Genomic DNA, 15,065 nt, shown 5'->3' with positions numbered 1-15,065 from the left:
GCGTATCAGTCCGTATGAGAGCGCAGGCAATTGATCGTCAGATCGCTGTTCGATAGGACAGGCGGTACGGCGAGTTCGTTATCGCCCAGTGCGCCGATCCAGATCTCGAGATGTTCCGTGAGCCGTGCGCTCAGGTGGCGCTGAGCGTCCTTAAAGCGCTTTGTCAAAGTATTCATACGTCATCCATGTCACGTTGAAGCGGCGATGGAAAGCCGTTGTACAGGCAACTTCGAGCGTGACAGAGTAGACGCGATGAACAGGAAATGTCGAAGGGTTCGATCAATAACCCTTGAAATTCTCAATTAAATCGCAGAAAAGTGGAAAAATCGGACTTCGCCCATATCCCATATCTGCGGTTAGACGATAGGGGGTGTCCGATAGTATGAGAAATGGATAGCGCGAAGCGGCTAATAATGGAAATCTGAGCGATTCCTGGCAACAATGTTGGGCCATGCGGGCAGTTGTCCCTGCACAGGGGAAACCGGCATCGCTGTGTCAGACATTCCTTTCTTGTGACCGGCTTTAGGCTTCTACGCACATGTCCTTGCAGCGCTCAATGAGTAGAAAGCGACGGCGCGACCGTCAAACCTGGCGTATCCACACCAGAAAGCGGCGCGATGCGCTTACGTCGCTCCCCTGTCGGCGCATTCCCAAACGCATCGCGATAGCTCTTACTAAAGTGGCAAGCAGACTGAAACCCACACGCCATAGTGATCTGCATAATCGACATATCGGTCTGCAGCAACAGCTCACGCGCGCGCCGCAACCGCAAAGTCAGATAATAATGCGTCGGCGTCATCCCGAGATGCTCATGAAACAGCCTTTGCAACTGCCGTTGCGACATATTCGCGAGCCGCGCGAGCTCTTCCCGCGACAGCGGCTCCTCAATATTGTTCTCCATGAGCGAGATGACTTCGAACAGCGACTTGTTCGCCGACCCGAGCCTCGCGACGAGTGGCATGCGCTGCTGCGCACTGGTATCACGCACGTGCTCGACCACGAACTGCTCAGCAATCTGCGTGACACGCGCGGTGCCCACGCGCGCCGTGATCAGATTGAGCATCATATCGAGCGGGGCCACGCCGCCGGTACAGGTCACGCGGTCGCGGTCGACCACGAAGAGCTCCTTGAGGAATCGCGTGGACGGAAACTCCTCCTTTAGCGCCGACATGTTCTCCCAATGGATCGCGCAAGCATAACCAGCCAGCAGGCCCGCCTTGGCAAGCGCATAGGTGCCGGTGCACAGGCTCCCGAGCGTGACGCCCATGCGCGCAAAGCGGCGCAGCGCCGAGAGATGCTCTGGCGTGGTCACACGCTGCACATCCACGCCGCCGCACACGAACACGATATCGGGCTGGCCCGCGCATTCGGCCGGGCCGGTGTCGATGGACAGTCCGTTGCTTGCCATGACCTGGCCGCCCTGCGGGCTGATGATCGACCACCGGTATAGCGGCTGGCCGCTCAGGTAATTAGCCATGCGAAGGACTTCGATGGCGTTCGTGAACGCGATCATCGTGAAGTTGGGCAACGGCATGAACGCGAAATGCGCCAGTGACGCCGAACGGTCGGGCAACATGGGGGGACGATTCCTTTCTTTCTGAAGCCATGGGCCGGAAGCCGGGGCCAGGCTACCGCAATTCTGGAATCTGGCACGTCCAGTGTGCCATGCGGCTAAACCCTAATTCAAGCCGGACAAAAATACAGGTGGGCATGTCCATGGTACGCCCAAAGCGCGTGAGACCCGGGGTCATTTCCATTCGCCGTGAATACATCTGATGATTGTTCGGATCGGAAATCATTCCACCTATGGTCAGCGACCGGGTTTACTTGTGAAAAATGGACGCCGATGGCGGAAAAGGAAAAGAACGCGTCTGAATTCATACATCGACCATAAATCCGAACGACAAGAATAGAGCCGTCAACCGCCACCGTCCCGAACGCGGGAAACCCAGGCGGGGCGGGGCCTTGCGCGGTAGCGGCCATTCATCTCACATCGTCACGGATGCTCTATGTCGAATACTCAAGCTTTCTTCTCGCAGCCGCTCGCCGAGCGCGACTCCGCGGTGCGTAAAAGCATTTTGAAAGAAATCGAGCGGCAGCAGTCGCAGGTCGAAATGATCGCGTCGGAAAACATCGTGTCGCGCGCGGTGCTGGAGGCGCAGGGCTCGGTGCTGACCAACAAGTACGCGGAAGGCTATCCCGGCAAGCGCTATTACGGCGGTTGCGAATTCATGGACGATATCGAGTCGCTGGCGATCGATCGCATCAAGCAGCTCTTTAACGCCGGCTTCGCCAACGTCCAGCCGCATTCGGGCGCCCAGGCCAACGGCGCGGTCATGCTCGCGCTGGCCAAGCCGGGCGACACCGTCCTCGGCATGTCGCTCGACGCGGGCGGCCACCTCACGCACGGCGCGAAGCCCGCGCTTTCGGGCAAGTGGTTCAACGCGGTCCAGTACGGCGTGAACCGCGAAACCATGCGCATTGACTACGACCAGGTCGAGGAGCTCGCGCAGCAGCACAAGCCGAGCCTCATCATCGCCGGCTTTTCCGCTTATCCGCGTCAGATCGATTTCGCGCGTTTCCGCGCGATCGCCGATGGCGTGGGCGCGAAGCTGATGGTCGACATGGCGCATATCGCGGGCGTGATCGCCGCCGGCCGCCATGCCAATCCGGTCGAGCACGCGCATGTGGTCACGTCCACCACGCACAAGACGCTGCGCGGTCCGCGCGGCGGCTTCATCCTCACCAACGAAGAAGAAATCGCCAAGAAGATCAACTCGGCCGTGTTCCCCGGCCTGCAGGGCGGCCCGCTGATGCACGTGATCGCCGGCAAGGCGGTGGCGTTCGGCGAAGCGCTCGACCCGAGCTTCAAGACCTATATCGACAACGTGCTCGCCAATGCGCAGGCGCTGGGCGAAGTGCTGAAGGCAGGCGGCGTCGATCTGGTCACCGGCGGCACGGACAACCATCTGCTGCTCGTGGACCTGCGACCCAAGGGCCTCAAGGGCGCGCAAGTGGAGCAGGCGCTCGAGCGCGCCGGCATCACCTGCAACAAGAACGGTATTCCGTTCGACACGGAAAAGCCCACGGTCACCTCGGGCATTCGTCTCGGCACGCCGGCGGGCACGACGCGCGGCTTCGGCGTGGCGGAGTTCCGCGAGATCGGCCGCCTGATCCTCGAAGTGTTCGATTCGCTGCGCGAGCATCCGGAAGGCGACGCCGCCACCGAGCAGCGCGTGCGCCGCGAGATCTTCGCGCTCTGCGAACGCTTCCCGATCTATTGATGACCCATGGGCCCGGCATGCCGGGCCCGTCGCCCGACAAAATCGACCCGCATCGGCGTCAGACAAGACTGGAGTAAAGACACATGAGCACGCTGCATCAGGACAGCATCATCATCGACGGCCTGAACATTTCGAAGTTCGCACGGCCGGTATTCGAAGACATGCACAAGGGCGGCATCACGGCTGCGAACTGCACCGTGTCGGTGTGGGAGAACTTCACGAAGACGGTCGACAACATCGGCGTGATGAAGAGGCAGATTCGCGAGAACAGCGAACTGCTGACGCTGGTGCGCACGACCGAAGACATCTTCCGCGCGAAGAAGGAAGGCAAGACTGGCGTCATCCTGGGCTTCCAGAATGCGCACGCGTTCGAAGACAACCTCGGTTATATCGAAGCGTTCGCCGACATGGGCGTGCGCGTCGTGCAGCTTTGCTACAACACCCAAAACCTGGTCGGCACCGGCTGCTACGAGCGTGACGGCGGGCTTTCCGATTTCGGCCGCGAAGTGATCACCGAGATGAATCGCGTCGGGATCATGGTCGACCTCTCGCACGTGGGCGGCAACACGTCATCGGAAGCGATCGCGTTTTCGAAGAAGCCGGTGTGCTATTCGCACATCCTGCCGCTGGGCTTGAAGGATCATCCGCGCAACAAGAGCGATGCGCAGATCAAGGAAATCGCGGATGCGGGCGGTTTCGTCGGCGTGACGATGTTCGCGCCGTTCCTCAAGCGCGGGATCGAATCCACCATCGAGGACTATATCGAGGCGATCGATTATGTCGTGAACATCGCCGGCGAAGACACGGTGGGGATCGGCACGGACTTCACGCAGGATTACGCGAAAGAGTTCTTCGACATGCTCACGCATGACAAGGGCCGTTATCGCCAGCTGACCAACTTCGGCAAGATCGTCAATCCGGAAGGCATCCGCACGATCGGCGAATTCCCGAACCTGACCGCCGCGATGGAACGCGCTGGCTGGAAGGAGTCGCGTATCCGCAAGATCATGGGCGAGAACTGGGTGCGCGTGTACAAGGACGTCTGGGGCGCGTAAGCCACAGGACAGTCGAGCGAGCAAGCGAAACAACAAACGAAACAATGGGCTGTGCCCGCGCAAGCCGCGCGGGCACACGGGCGATGCCGCGCCTGCGCAACGACGCAAGCGGCTTTTTTCCCTCACGGAGTCACCACGATGCAACCGCAACTGCCGATCAACGTCGATCCCGAAACCGGCGTCTGGACCACCGACGCGCTGCCGATGCTGTATGTTCCGCGCCATTTCTTCACGAACAATCACGTCGCGGTTGAGGAAGCGCTCGGCGTCGATGCGTATGCGGAAATCCTCTACAAGGCCGGCTACAAGTCCGCATATCACTGGTGCGACAAGGAAGCGAAGCTGCACGGCCTGACCGGCATGGCGGTGTTCGAGCATTACCTGAAGCGCCTGTCGCAGCGCGGCTGGGGTCTGTTCTCGATCGTCGAGGCCGATCCGTCGAGCGCGCGCGCGAAGATCGAGCTGCGCCATTCGTCGTTCGTGCTCCAGCAGCCGGGCAAGGAAGGCAAGCTCTGCTACATGTTCGCGGGCTGGTTCGCCGGCGCGATGGACTGGGTCAACGACACGACGCCGGAAGGCAAGGGCGCGCCGCGCTCGCAATCGAAGGAAGTGCAGTGCGCGGCCGAAGGCCATGATCGCTGCGTCTTCGAAGTGTCGCCGATCGCCCACTGATAAAAACCACACCAAGTAACACGAGACATACGAACGCCAGAGGTCGCTTGCGATGCGCTATCCCAACCTGTTCAAACCCCTCCAGCTTAATCAGCTGACGCTGCGTAACCGCATTGTCAGCACGGCGCACGCCGAGGTCTATGCCGAGCCGGGCGGCTTGCCGGGAGACCGCTACATCCGCTATTACGAGGAAAAGGCGAAGGGTGGCGTCGGCCTTGCGATTTGCGGCGGGTCGAGCCCGGTGTCGATGGATAGCCCGCAGGGCTGGTGGAAATCGGTCAACCTGACGACTGACAAGGTCATCGATCCGCTGTCGCGCCTCGCCGAAGCGATGCACCGTCACGGCGCGAAGATCATGATCCAGGCGACCCACATGGGGCGCCGCAATGCCTACCACGGCGAGCACTGGCCGCACCTGGTGACGCCCTCGGGCGTGCGCGAGCCGGTGCACCGCGGCAACGCGAAGGTCATCGAAGTCGAGGAAATCAAGCGGATCATCAAGGACTTCGCGGCCGCCGCGACTCGCGTGAAGAGCGCGGGGATGGATGGCATCGAAATTTCGGCCGCGCACCAGCAGTTGGTCGACCAGTTCTGGAGCCCGCGCACGAATTTCCGCACCGACGAATGGGGCGGCAGCTTCGAGAACCGTCTGCGCTTCGGCATCGAAGTGCTGAAGTCGGTGCGCGAAGCCGTGGGCCGTGACTTCTGCGTCGGCCTGCGCATGTGCGGCGACGAATTCCATGAGAACGGCATCGACCACGAGCACGCGAAGGAAATCGCGCAGGCGATGGAAGCGACCGGTCTGATCGACTACATCAGCGTGGTGGGTTCGGGCGCGGACACGCACAACACGCTCGTGAACTGCATGCCGCCGATGGCGCTGCCGCCGGAACCGTTCGTGCACCTCGCCGCGGGCATCAAGTCGGTGCTGAAGCTGCCGGTGATGCACGCGCAGAGCATCCGCGACGCGGGCCAGGCCGAGCGCCTGCTGGCGAACGGGATGATCGACCTGGTCGGGATGACGCGCGCGCAGATCGCCGATCCGCACATGGTGATCAAGATCCGCGACGGGCGCGAGGACGAAATCAAGCAGTGCGTTGGCGCGAACTACTGTATCGACCGCCAGTACAACGGCCTCGACGTGCTGTGCGTGCAAAACGCGGCGACCTCGCGTGAAGCGACGATGCCGCACGTGATCGAGAAATCGCGCGGCCCGAAGCGCAAGGTGGTGGTGGTGGGCGCGGGCCCGGCGGGCCTGGAAGCGGCGCGCGTCGCGCGCTCGCGCGGCCATGACGTCGTGCTGTTTGAGAAGAACGCCGAAGTCGGCGGCCAGATCATGATCGCGGCGAAGGCGCCGCAGCGCGAGCAGATGGCCGGCATCGTGCGCTGGTTCGACATGGAAACGAAGCGCCTGGGCGTGGATCGCCGGCTCGGTGTTGCGGCCGACGAGAAGATGATCATGGCCGAAAAGCCGGACATCGTTGTGCTCGCAACTGGCGGCCACAGCTACACGGAGGAAGTGCCGGGCTGGGGCGTGGCGGAAGGCCTGGCCGTGAGCGCGTGGGACATCCTCACGGGCAAGGTGGAGCCGAAGCAGAACGTACTGATCTATGACGGCATCAGCACGCATGCGGGCTCGGGCGTGGCCGACTTCATCGCGAGCCGCGGCTCGAAAGTCGAGATCGTGACGCCGGACGTCAAGGTGGCGGACGATGTTGGCGGCACGACGTTCCCGATCTTCTATCGCCGGCTGTACGCGCAAGGCGCGGTGCTGACGCCGAACTATTGGCTCGATCGCGTCTACGAAGAGGACGGCAAGAAGATCGCGGTGCTGCGCAACGAGTACACGGAAGAGCTCGAGGAGCGCGCGGTCGACCAGGTGGTGGTCGAGAACGGCACGCGGCCAAACGACGAGCTGTACTGGAAGCTCAAGAACGAATCGGTGAACCACGGCCAGGTCGACGTGAACAAGCTGTTCGCTTCCGAAGCGCAGCCGTGCCTCTCCGAAGAGCTCGGCAATGGCCGCTTCCTGTTGTTCCGCGTTGGCGACTGCATCTCGATGCACAACATCCACGGTGCGATCTACGACGCGCTGCGGCTCGTGAAGGACTTCTGACCCATGAACCCGACCTGGCTGATTACCGCGCTGCTGTGGCTGTCGATGGCGGGGCTCGCGTTCGCCGTCGCGAAGCGGGCCGCTTACTGGCGCGTCGGGCGCGCAACGGCGCCCGGATCGTTCGGCGCCTTCGGTTTCACCAAGCTGTTCAGCATTCCGAAGCGCTATTTCGTCGATCTGCACCACGTGGTCGCGCGCGACCCGTATATCGCGAAGACGCACGTGGCGACCGCCGGCGGCGCGATTGCGGCGCTCGCGCTCGTGTTCATCAACTACGGGCTCGCGATCTACTCGCCGTGGCTCGACAAACTGATCTTCCTCGCGGCGCTCGCGATGCTGGTTGGCGTGGTGTTCGTGTGGCGCCGCCGTCACGCGAAGAACGTGCCCGCGCGTCTGTCCAAAGGCCCGTGGAATACGCTGCCCTGGGTGCTCGGTTCGTTCGCGCTCGGCCTCGTGCTGTTCATGCTCGTGCCGACGGGCGCGATGTCGGGTGGCTTCGCGGTGCTTTGCGCGCTGCTGATCGGCGTGGGCGCGTTCGCGATGACGTTCGGCGCGGCCAAGGGCGGCCCGATGAAGCACGCAATCGCGGGCCTGCTGCACCTCGCGTTTCACCCGCGCCAGGAGCGCTTTGCCGCCACCCGTGAAGGCTGGACCGGCAACGGCACCGCCACGCCGCCCACGGCGCTCAAGCTGCCCGATATCGAGCAGCAGGAGTATGGCGTGGCGAAGCCCGTGGAATTCCGCTGGAACCAGCTTCTGAGCTTCGACGCCTGCGTGCAGTGCGGCAAATGCGAAGCCGCGTGCCCCGCATTCGCCTCGGGCCAGCCGCTCAATCCGAAGAAGCTGATTCAGGACCTCGTGGTGGGCATGGCGGGCGGCACCGACGCGGCCTACGCGGGCAGCCCGACGCCTGGCATCAAGGTCGGCCAGCATGGCGGCTCGCCCGGCGGCCCGATCGTCTCGGGCCTGATCGAAGCGCAAACGCTGTGGTCGTGCACCACCTGCCGCGCCTGCGTGCAGGAGTGCCCGATGCTGATCGAGCACGTGGACGCCATCGTCGACATGCGCCGCAACCAGACGCTCGTGCACGGCACGGTGCCGGGCAAGGGTCCCGAAGTGCTCGCGAATCTGCGCGAGACGGGCACGATGGGCGGCTACGACAAGGCCGCGCGCTACGACTGGTCGGTCGACCTGAACGCGCCCATCGCGCAGCCGGGCAAGCCTGTGGACGTGCTGCTGGTGGCGGGTGAGGGCGCATTCGATATGCGCTATCAGCGCACGCTGCGCGCGCTCGTCAAGGTGCTCAACAAGGCGGGCGTGAGCTACGCCGTGCTCGGCGGGCAGGAAACGGACACGGGCGACGTGGCGCGCCGTCTGGGCGACGAGGCGACGTTCCAGCGCATGGCGAAGCAGATGATGGGCACCCTCGCCACGCTGAGCTTCAAGCGCATCGTGAGCGCCGACCCGCACGTGATGCACAGCCTGCGCAACGAATACCGCGCGCTCGGCACGCGTTACGAGGTGCTGCATCACACGACCTTCCTCGCCGAGCTGGCCGCGAGCGGCAAGATTGCGCCGAAGGCCGTCGAGGCGTTGCGCGAGAAGCGCACCACGTATCACGATCCGTGTTATCTCGGCCGCTATAACGGCGAAACCGAAGCGCCGCGCAAGCTGCTCAAGACCATCGGCATTCAGGTGGTGGAGATGGAGCGCAACGGCATGCGCGGACGCTGCTGCGGCGGTGGCGGCGGTGCGCCGCTGACCGACATCCCGGGCAAGCAGCGCATTCCCGACATCCGCATCGCCGACGCGAAGGCGGTGGGCGCCGAAGTGGTCGCCGTGGCGTGCCCGAACTGCACGGCGATGCTCGAAGGCGTCGTGGGTCCGCGCCCCGAGGTGCTCGACGTGGCCGAACTCGTTGCAGCTTCGCTGGAGTGAACCGATGAACGCGATCAAACGAATCGATCCGCGCCGCCCCTTCATCATTACGGCGGCCGGACTCAGGCGTATCACGCTCGGCGAGAGTGGCAGCGCGGATGAAAGCGCTGCGCACTGGAGCGCCCATGCGCATGGCGGCGCTGCTGTGAAGCCACGGCGGCAAGTTAGCGATCCGAAGCAAGTCATGCTGGTGGTGGCGCATGCCGAGCGCGGCGCGCTCGACGACCACACGTGCCAGACGATCGCCGCCGCGGCGTTGCTGGCCGATGCGCAAACCGAAGTCGCGCTGCTCGTGTTCGGCGAGTTGAAGGACGATGCAGCGGCGCTCGGCGTGGACAAGCTGATCGAGCTGCCGGGCTTCGAGCGCCGCGCGTTCGCGCCGGAAACGGAACTGCGCGCGTTGCAGGCCTGCGCTGCGGCGCTGGCGCCCAAGCACGTGTTCGTGCCCGACAACGCAACCGGCGACGGCGATCTGGGCCGTCGCTATGCCGCCTCGGCAGGCGCGAGCGTGGCAACGCACGTGGTCGAGATCGACGCGAAGCACGTAGGCAGCTACGAACAGGCGAAGCGCGCTTTTGCAACACGTGCGCTGCCCGATGTGATTCTGCTTGCGCCCAACGCCGTCGACGCGAAGCTGCCTTTCGTGGGCGCGGGCGAGCGCCTCGCGGGCGACTTCATCCGCCCGGCCGGCGATATCGGGCAGCCCTATCGCGATCTGGGCCTCGAGGAAATGGACGCCGCCCAGGTGGCGCTCGAAGAAGCGGACTTCATCGTCTCGGCGGGCAACGGCGTGACCGACATTGCGTCGTTCGAGCGGCTCGCGGGCGCGTTCGGAGCGGCTATCGGCGCGAGCCGCGTGGCCGTGGACAACGGCCATTTCACGCGCGACAAGCAGGTGGGCGCGACCGGCAAGACGGTCGAGGCGAGCGTGTATATCGCGTTCGGCATTTCCGGGGCCGTCCAGCATTTGCAGGGCATCAAGGACTGCCGTCACGTGATTGCCGTGAATCTCGACGGCAGCGCGCCGATTGCCAAGCGCGCGAACCTGACCGTGGTGGGCGACGCACAGCAGACCATCGCCGCGCTGATCCAGCAGGTGCAGAGCGCGCGCGCGACGCGTGGGCAAGCACCGGCTGCCGCCGAACAACGTCAACCCGCAGGAGTGGCCGCATGAGCGCGCAACGACAGATAGAACGCATCGCGGTGCTGGTCTCGGCGGGCCGCCACCCCGTAAGCGGCGCGCCGCGCTATAGCCGCAACGATGCGCAGGCGCTGGAGATCGGCCGCAAGCTCGCCGGCCAGCATCGCGCGCAACTCGACGTGCTTCACGCGGGCGACGCCAACGATCCCGCGCTCGCCGAATACCTCGCGCTGGGCGCGCGCGAAGTCGAGGTGCTCGCCTGCGCGCCAGGCGACGACGCGGCGCGCGCACTCGCCGAACGCGTGCGCGGCTACGACCTCGTGCTGACCGGCACGCGCGCCGAGGGCGCCCACGACAGCGGCATGCTGCCATACAGCGTGGCGGCGGCGCTGGGCTCGCCGCTGGTGGGCAGCGCCGTGGACATCGACGTCGCAAGGGATGCAAAAGGGGGCCGCGCAACGGTGCGCCAGTTCCTGCCCAAGGGGCTGCGCCGCCGCGTGGAAACGACGCTGCCGGCGGTGATCGCCGTGCATCCGCTCGCCAACGCCGAGCCGCAGTACGCCTATGCCCGGCTGCGCGCGGGCACTATCCGGCCCCAACGCGCCACGCGCTTTGCGAGCGATGAGGCTGCCGCCTGGAAGGTGGGCCCCATCGAGCGCAAGCCCGTCAAGCTCGCCGCCGCCGAGAAGCGCTCCGGGCATGCCCGGATGCTGTCCGCGGTGACGACCGAAAGCCGGGGCGGGAGCGTCGTAATTGAGGGGAGTTCGGTCGAAAAAGCACAAGTGATCCTTGCGTATTTGCGCGAGCATCAACTCATCGATTACTGATATTTGCTGATCTGTCGGCAAGAACCAGAGATGAAAAATCCGGAGCACACGATGAACGTATCGGCAGACATTCGCGCGCTGGTGGAGCGGCGCCAGGCGGGTTACAGCCTCGAGGCACCCTTTTACCGCAGCGAGGACATTTTCGCGCTCGACATGGAGGCGATCTTCCGTCAACACTGGATTCAGGTGGCCACGGAGCCGGAGCTTCCGGAGCCGGGCGACTACGTGACGGTGGAGCTCGCCGGCGAGTCGATCCTGATCGTGCGCGACGACGACATGCAAGTGCGCGCGTTTCATAACGTGTGCCGCCATCGCGGCGCGCGGCTGTGCAACGAGCACAAGGGGACAGTGGGCAACATCGTCTGCCCGTATCACAGCTGGACCTACAACCTGACCGGCGAACTGATGTTCGCCGAGCACATGGGCGAGCAGTTCGACCGCTGCAAGCACAGCCTCAAGACCGTCCATGTGCAGAACCTGGCAGGCCTGATTTTCATTTGCCTCGCCGACGAGCCGCCCGCCGACTTCGCGATGATGCGCGCGGCCATGGAGCCGTATCTGCTGCCGCACGATCTGCCCAACTGCAAGGTGGCCGCGCAGATCGACATCGTCGAGAAGGGCAACTGGAAGCTCGTGATGGAGAACAATCGCGAATGCTATCACTGCGTCGCGAACCACCCCGAACTGACGATCTCGCTCTACGAATACGGCTTCGGCTATCAGCGCTCGGACGCGAACGCGGAAGGCATGGACGCCTTCGAGCGCACCTGCGTCGAACGCGCGAAGCAGTGGGAAGAGTTGAACCTGCCGTCGGTCGAGGTGGAGAAGCTGCTCGACGTCACGGGCTTTCGCACGCAGCGCCTGCCGCTCGACCGCAGCGGCGAATCGCAAACGCTCGACGCCAAGGTTGCTTCGAAGAAGCTGCTCGGCGAGTTCCGCACGGCCGATCTCGGCGGCCTCTCGTTCTGGACGCAGCCGAACTCGTGGCATCACTTCATGAGCGATCACATCGTCTCGTTCTCGGTGATTCCGCTCTCGGCTGGCGAAACGCTCGTGCGCACGCGCTGGCTCGTGCACCAGGACGCGGTCGAAGGCGTCGATTACGACGTGGCGAACCTCACCGCCGTCTGGAATGCGACCAACGACCAGGACCGCACGCTCGTGGAGTATTCGCAGCGCGGCGCGGGCAGCAGCGCCTATGAGCCGGGCCCGTACTCGCCGTACACCGAGGGTCTCGTCGAAAAATTCACGGCTTGGTATGTGGGCCGTCTTGCCGAAAAAATCGGCGCATAAGCCAGGGCCTGTTCCCGCTAATAACAGGCTCGCGCTGGCCGTCAGAAGGGCCGAGCGCCAGGATTGCGACGAAGCGAATACTCGATGTATTCGTGAGGAGCATGACGCGGCGATCGGCCCTTCTGGCGGCCAGCCCGTGGAATGGCAATAGTTAATTTGGGGAACGTGTCTTTCCGGCCGCATTGCGGCGTCGCGCGTCGCTTGTTTGGCTCGGCCAAACGGCGCGCCGTGCTCCTTGCACTGCGACCGGAAAGACACGTTCGCGAGCCTGTTATTAGCGGGAACAGGCCCTAATGCGCGAGTAGAGCGGAGTTTGACATGATGCGAGATGCGGCCCAATTCGATCCCACGGACAGCCGGGTGACGCGCCCGGCCTTCTGGGGCACGCTGCCGGAGCGCTGGACGAGCGATGCCGAGGAAACGCTCGTGTGCTGCCATGTGCGGCAGGAAACGCACGACGTAAAGAGCTTTTTCTTTCGTTCGCCGCAAGGCCGTACGTTTTCGTTCGAGCCGGGGCAGTTCGTCACGCTCGAGCTGGAGATCGACGGTGAGCCGGTGAACCGGTGCTATACGATTTCGTCGTCGCCGGCGCGGCCGCACACGATTTCCATCACGGTCAAGCGCGTGCCGGGCGGCAAGGTGTCGAACTGGCTGCACGACAACCTGCAACTGGGCGCGTCGATCCGCGTGCTCGGGCCGGGCGGCGAATTCACCTGCGCGCGCCATCCGGCCAACAAGTATCTGTTCCTTTCCGCGGGCTCGGGCATCACGCCGCTGATGTCGATGAGCCGCGCGCACCACGATCTCGCGGAGGATCGCGACATCGTGTTCGTGCATAGCGCGCGCACGCCCGACGACATCATCTTCGCGCGCGAGCTCGAGCTGATCGCCGCGAGCCATACGCGCTTCCGTACATCGTTCGTTTGCGAGCGGCTGGGTGCGCGCACCGCGTGGCCTGGCGTGACTGGCTTTCTCACGCTGCCGCTGCTGAAGCTGATTGCCCCGGATTTCATGGAGCGCGAGATCTTCACCTGCGGGCCCGCGCCGTATATGAAGGCCGTGCGTGACCTGCTCGAGGAAGCCGGATTCCCGCGCGAGCACTATCACGAAGAGAGCTTCTCGTTCGAGACGCTCAACGCGAGCGAGCCCGAGACGCAGGCTCAGGCGCTGGCCGAGGCACCGGCGCAAACGAGCGAGGAAGCCGCCACGTTCAAGGTCACGTTTGCGAAGAGCAATCGCGAGATTCAGTGCGGCACGAACCAGCACGTGCTGGAGGCCGCGCGCCAGGCCGGCGTACGGCTGCCTTCGTCGTGCGCGCAGGGCATGTGCGGCACCTGCAAGGTCAAGCTGGTCTCGGGCCAGGTGCAGATGAAGCACAACGGCGGCATCCGCCAGCGCGAAATCGACCAGGGCATGGCGCTGATGTGCTGCTCGAAGCCACTGTCCGATCTCGTGATCGACAAGTAACGCACGGCAAGGACCACACGACCACGTCGCCCGGGCGCATGTCGCCCACGCGCATGTCGCTTGTGTGCATATGCCTGTGCGCAACTCGCCTACGCGCACGTCGCAAACGCGCACGTCGCAAACGCGCATGTCGCAAACACGCATGTCGCAGAACGACAAGTTAGCGTCGCAAATCAACGATAACAACACATTGTGGCGGGGGAATCTGGAGATGCACGACGGGTGCGTGTCCAATTAGAGGAGATCGACCGTGAAGCTGCTGCAAAAACTGTTGTGGACCGGCGTGATGTCGGCGATGGTGGGTTTGAGTGGTTCGGCGTTCGCGGACAGCAAGCCGACGCTAAAGATCGGCTACGTGGAAGGGTGGGACGACAGCGTGGCCACGTCGAACGTGGCGGCGCGCATCATTGAAAAGCGCTACGGCTACCAGGTGCAGCTCGTGCCGGTGGCGGCGGGCATCATGTGGCAAGGCGTGGCGCGCGGCGATCTGGATGCGACGCTCTCCGCGTGGCTGCCCGTGACGCAGGGCGCGTACTGGGCGCAGTTCAAGGATAAGGTCGTCGATCTCGGCACGAACTTCTCCGGCGCGAAGATTGGTCTCGTTGTGCCTGACTATGTGAGTGCCAAGAGCATTGACGACCTCAATGCGCAAAAGAGTGCGTTTGGCGGGCGTATTGTTGGCATTGACGCTGGCGCGGGCGTGATGAGAAAGACCGACGATGTGGTCAAGCAATACGGGCTTGATTACACGGTCATGCCAAGCTCTGGCAGCGCCATGACGGCCGAGCTGGCGCGCGACGTCAACGCGAAGAAGCCGGTGATCGTCACCGGCTGGACGCCGCACTGGATGTTCGCTAAGTATAAGCTGCGCTTCCTTGAAGATCCCAAGGATATCTACGGTGCGGCGGAGCATGTCGATAGCGTGGTGAACCCGGATCTTGAGAAGAAGGCGCCCCCTGTGGTCGCGTTCCTCAAGAAATTTCAGTGGAAGCCGGGTGAGATCGATAGCGTGATGCTCGCTATTCAGAATGGCGCGAAGCCCGAGGCCGCCGCTGATACATGGATTGCTGCGCATGGCGATCGTGTGAATGATTGGGCGCAGGGCGCGCAGTAATCGCTAGGGTTCTTTTTTGTGCGGGATGGAGGTCCTTGGCGCGGGTTATATAGTGCTTTGGCTTAGTACTTTGGCCTGGTGCTTTGGCCTCTCCTTGTTTTCATGTCGGTCTATTAGTGTTGCCCCTGTGCGGGGCGGCACCTACTTTTCTTTGCAGC

The 15,065-nt window shown here is 63.7% G+C and carries 12 protein-coding genes; 10 read left to right on the top strand and 2 right to left on the bottom strand.

Going from position 1 to position 15,065, the window contains the following annotated elements; all coding sequences use genetic code 11:
* Positions 1–5: 5 nt before the first annotated feature.
* Both EYW47_RS41225 and EYW47_RS38670 read right to left on the bottom strand, forming a co-directional pair.
* On the bottom strand, positions 6–176 hold the full coding sequence (locus EYW47_RS41225) for a hypothetical protein (RefSeq protein WP_165976807.1): 171 nt from the start codon (positions 174–176) through the stop codon (positions 6–8).
* A 377-nt stretch (positions 177–553) separates the two neighbouring features.
* The gene (locus EYW47_RS38670) at positions 554–1,576 is read right to left on the bottom strand and encodes a GlxA family transcriptional regulator (protein WP_133200079.1); all 1,023 of its coding nucleotides are present in this window, start codon (positions 1,574–1,576) and stop codon (positions 554–556) included.
* 433 nt (positions 1,577–2,009) lie between these two features.
* Here EYW47_RS38670 and EYW47_RS38660 point away from each other — a divergent pair, with 433 nt between their 5' ends.
* The 10 genes from EYW47_RS38660 to EYW47_RS38615 all read left to right on the top strand — a co-directional run bounded on the left by EYW47_RS38660 (position 2,010) and on the right by EYW47_RS38615 (position 14,907).
* The gene (locus tag EYW47_RS38660; RefSeq protein WP_133200077.1) at positions 2,010–3,284 is read left to right on the top strand and encodes a serine hydroxymethyltransferase; all 1,275 of its coding nucleotides are present in this window, start codon (positions 2,010–2,012) and stop codon (positions 3,282–3,284) included.
* Between the two features lie 83 nt (positions 3,285–3,367).
* Positions 3,368–4,339, top strand: a complete 972-nt coding sequence (locus EYW47_RS38655; protein WP_133200076.1) for a dipeptidase — start codon at positions 3,368–3,370, stop codon at positions 4,337–4,339.
* Positions 4,340–4,477: 138 nt separating this feature from the next.
* Positions 4,478–5,011 (top strand): DUF5943 domain-containing protein, encoded by a 534-nt coding sequence (locus tag EYW47_RS38650; protein WP_133200075.1) that lies wholly within the window; start codon positions 4,478–4,480, stop codon positions 5,009–5,011.
* Positions 5,012–5,063: 52 nt separating this feature from the next.
* On the top strand, positions 5,064–7,127 hold the full coding sequence (locus EYW47_RS38645) for an NADH:flavin oxidoreductase (RefSeq protein ID WP_133200074.1): 2,064 nt from the start codon (positions 5,064–5,066) through the stop codon (positions 7,125–7,127).
* Between the two features lie 3 nt (positions 7,128–7,130).
* On the top strand, positions 7,131–9,065 hold the full coding sequence (locus EYW47_RS38640; protein ID WP_133200073.1) for a (Fe-S)-binding protein: 1,935 nt from the start codon (positions 7,131–7,133) through the stop codon (positions 9,063–9,065).
* 4 nt (positions 9,066–9,069) lie between these two features.
* Positions 9,070–10,239, top strand: coding sequence for an electron transfer flavoprotein subunit alpha/FixB family protein (locus EYW47_RS38635; RefSeq protein ID WP_133200072.1), 1,170 nt, complete (start codon positions 9,070–9,072; stop codon positions 10,237–10,239).
* Positions 10,236–11,033, top strand: a complete 798-nt coding sequence (locus EYW47_RS38630) for an electron transfer flavoprotein subunit beta/FixA family protein (protein ID WP_133200071.1) — start codon at positions 10,236–10,238, stop codon at positions 11,031–11,033. Before EYW47_RS38635 ends, EYW47_RS38630 begins: the two co-directional genes overlap by 4 nt.
* 51 nt (positions 11,034–11,084) lie before the next feature.
* A complete protein-coding gene (locus tag EYW47_RS38625; protein WP_133200070.1) occupies positions 11,085–12,326 on the top strand; it encodes an aromatic ring-hydroxylating oxygenase subunit alpha in 1,242 nt (413 codons plus the stop codon).
* Positions 12,327–12,644: 318 nt separating this feature from the next.
* The gene (locus EYW47_RS38620; protein WP_133200069.1) at positions 12,645–13,793 is read left to right on the top strand and encodes an FAD-binding oxidoreductase; all 1,149 of its coding nucleotides are present in this window, start codon (positions 12,645–12,647) and stop codon (positions 13,791–13,793) included.
* Between the two features lie 250 nt (positions 13,794–14,043).
* A complete protein-coding gene (locus EYW47_RS38615; protein ID WP_133200068.1) occupies positions 14,044–14,907 on the top strand; it encodes a glycine betaine ABC transporter substrate-binding protein in 864 nt (287 codons plus the stop codon).
* Positions 14,908–15,065: the final 158 nt, after the last annotated feature.

The sequence above is a fragment of the Paraburkholderia silviterrae genome (assembly GCF_004353915.1).
In the GTDB taxonomy this organism is placed as follows: domain Bacteria; phylum Pseudomonadota; class Gammaproteobacteria; order Burkholderiales; family Burkholderiaceae; genus Paraburkholderia; species Paraburkholderia silviterrae.
This window is presented reverse-complemented; position numbering and strand designations above follow the sequence as displayed.

Excerpts from the sequence above, each read along its gene's own strand:
- EYW47_RS38650 (WP_133200075.1), top strand. The coding sequence starts at position 4,478 with ATGCAACCGCAACTGCCGATCAACGTCGATCCCGAAACCGGCGTCTGG.
- EYW47_RS38655 (WP_133200076.1), top strand. The coding sequence starts at position 3,368 with ATGAGCACGCTGCATCAGGACAGCATCATCATCGACGGCCTGAACATT.
- EYW47_RS41225 (WP_165976807.1), bottom strand. The coding sequence starts at position 176 with ATGAATACTTTGACAAAGCGCTTTAAGGACGCTCAGCGCCACCTGAGC.
- EYW47_RS38645 (WP_133200074.1), top strand. The coding sequence starts at position 5,064 with ATGCGCTATCCCAACCTGTTCAAACCCCTCCAGCTTAATCAGCTGACG.
- EYW47_RS38630 (WP_133200071.1), top strand. The coding sequence starts at position 10,236 with ATGAGCGCGCAACGACAGATAGAACGCATCGCGGTGCTGGTCTCGGCG.
- EYW47_RS38660 (WP_133200077.1), top strand. The coding sequence starts at position 2,010 with ATGTCGAATACTCAAGCTTTCTTCTCGCAGCCGCTCGCCGAGCGCGAC.
- EYW47_RS38640 (WP_133200073.1), top strand. The coding sequence starts at position 7,131 with ATGAACCCGACCTGGCTGATTACCGCGCTGCTGTGGCTGTCGATGGCG.
- EYW47_RS38625 (WP_133200070.1), top strand. The coding sequence starts at position 11,085 with ATGAACGTATCGGCAGACATTCGCGCGCTGGTGGAGCGGCGCCAGGCG.
- EYW47_RS38620 (WP_133200069.1), top strand. The coding sequence starts at position 12,645 with ATGATGCGAGATGCGGCCCAATTCGATCCCACGGACAGCCGGGTGACG.
- EYW47_RS38670 (WP_133200079.1), bottom strand. The coding sequence starts at position 1,576 with ATGTTGCCCGACCGTTCGGCGTCACTGGCGCATTTCGCGTTCATGCCG.
- EYW47_RS38635 (WP_133200072.1), top strand. The coding sequence starts at position 9,070 with ATGAACGCGATCAAACGAATCGATCCGCGCCGCCCCTTCATCATTACG.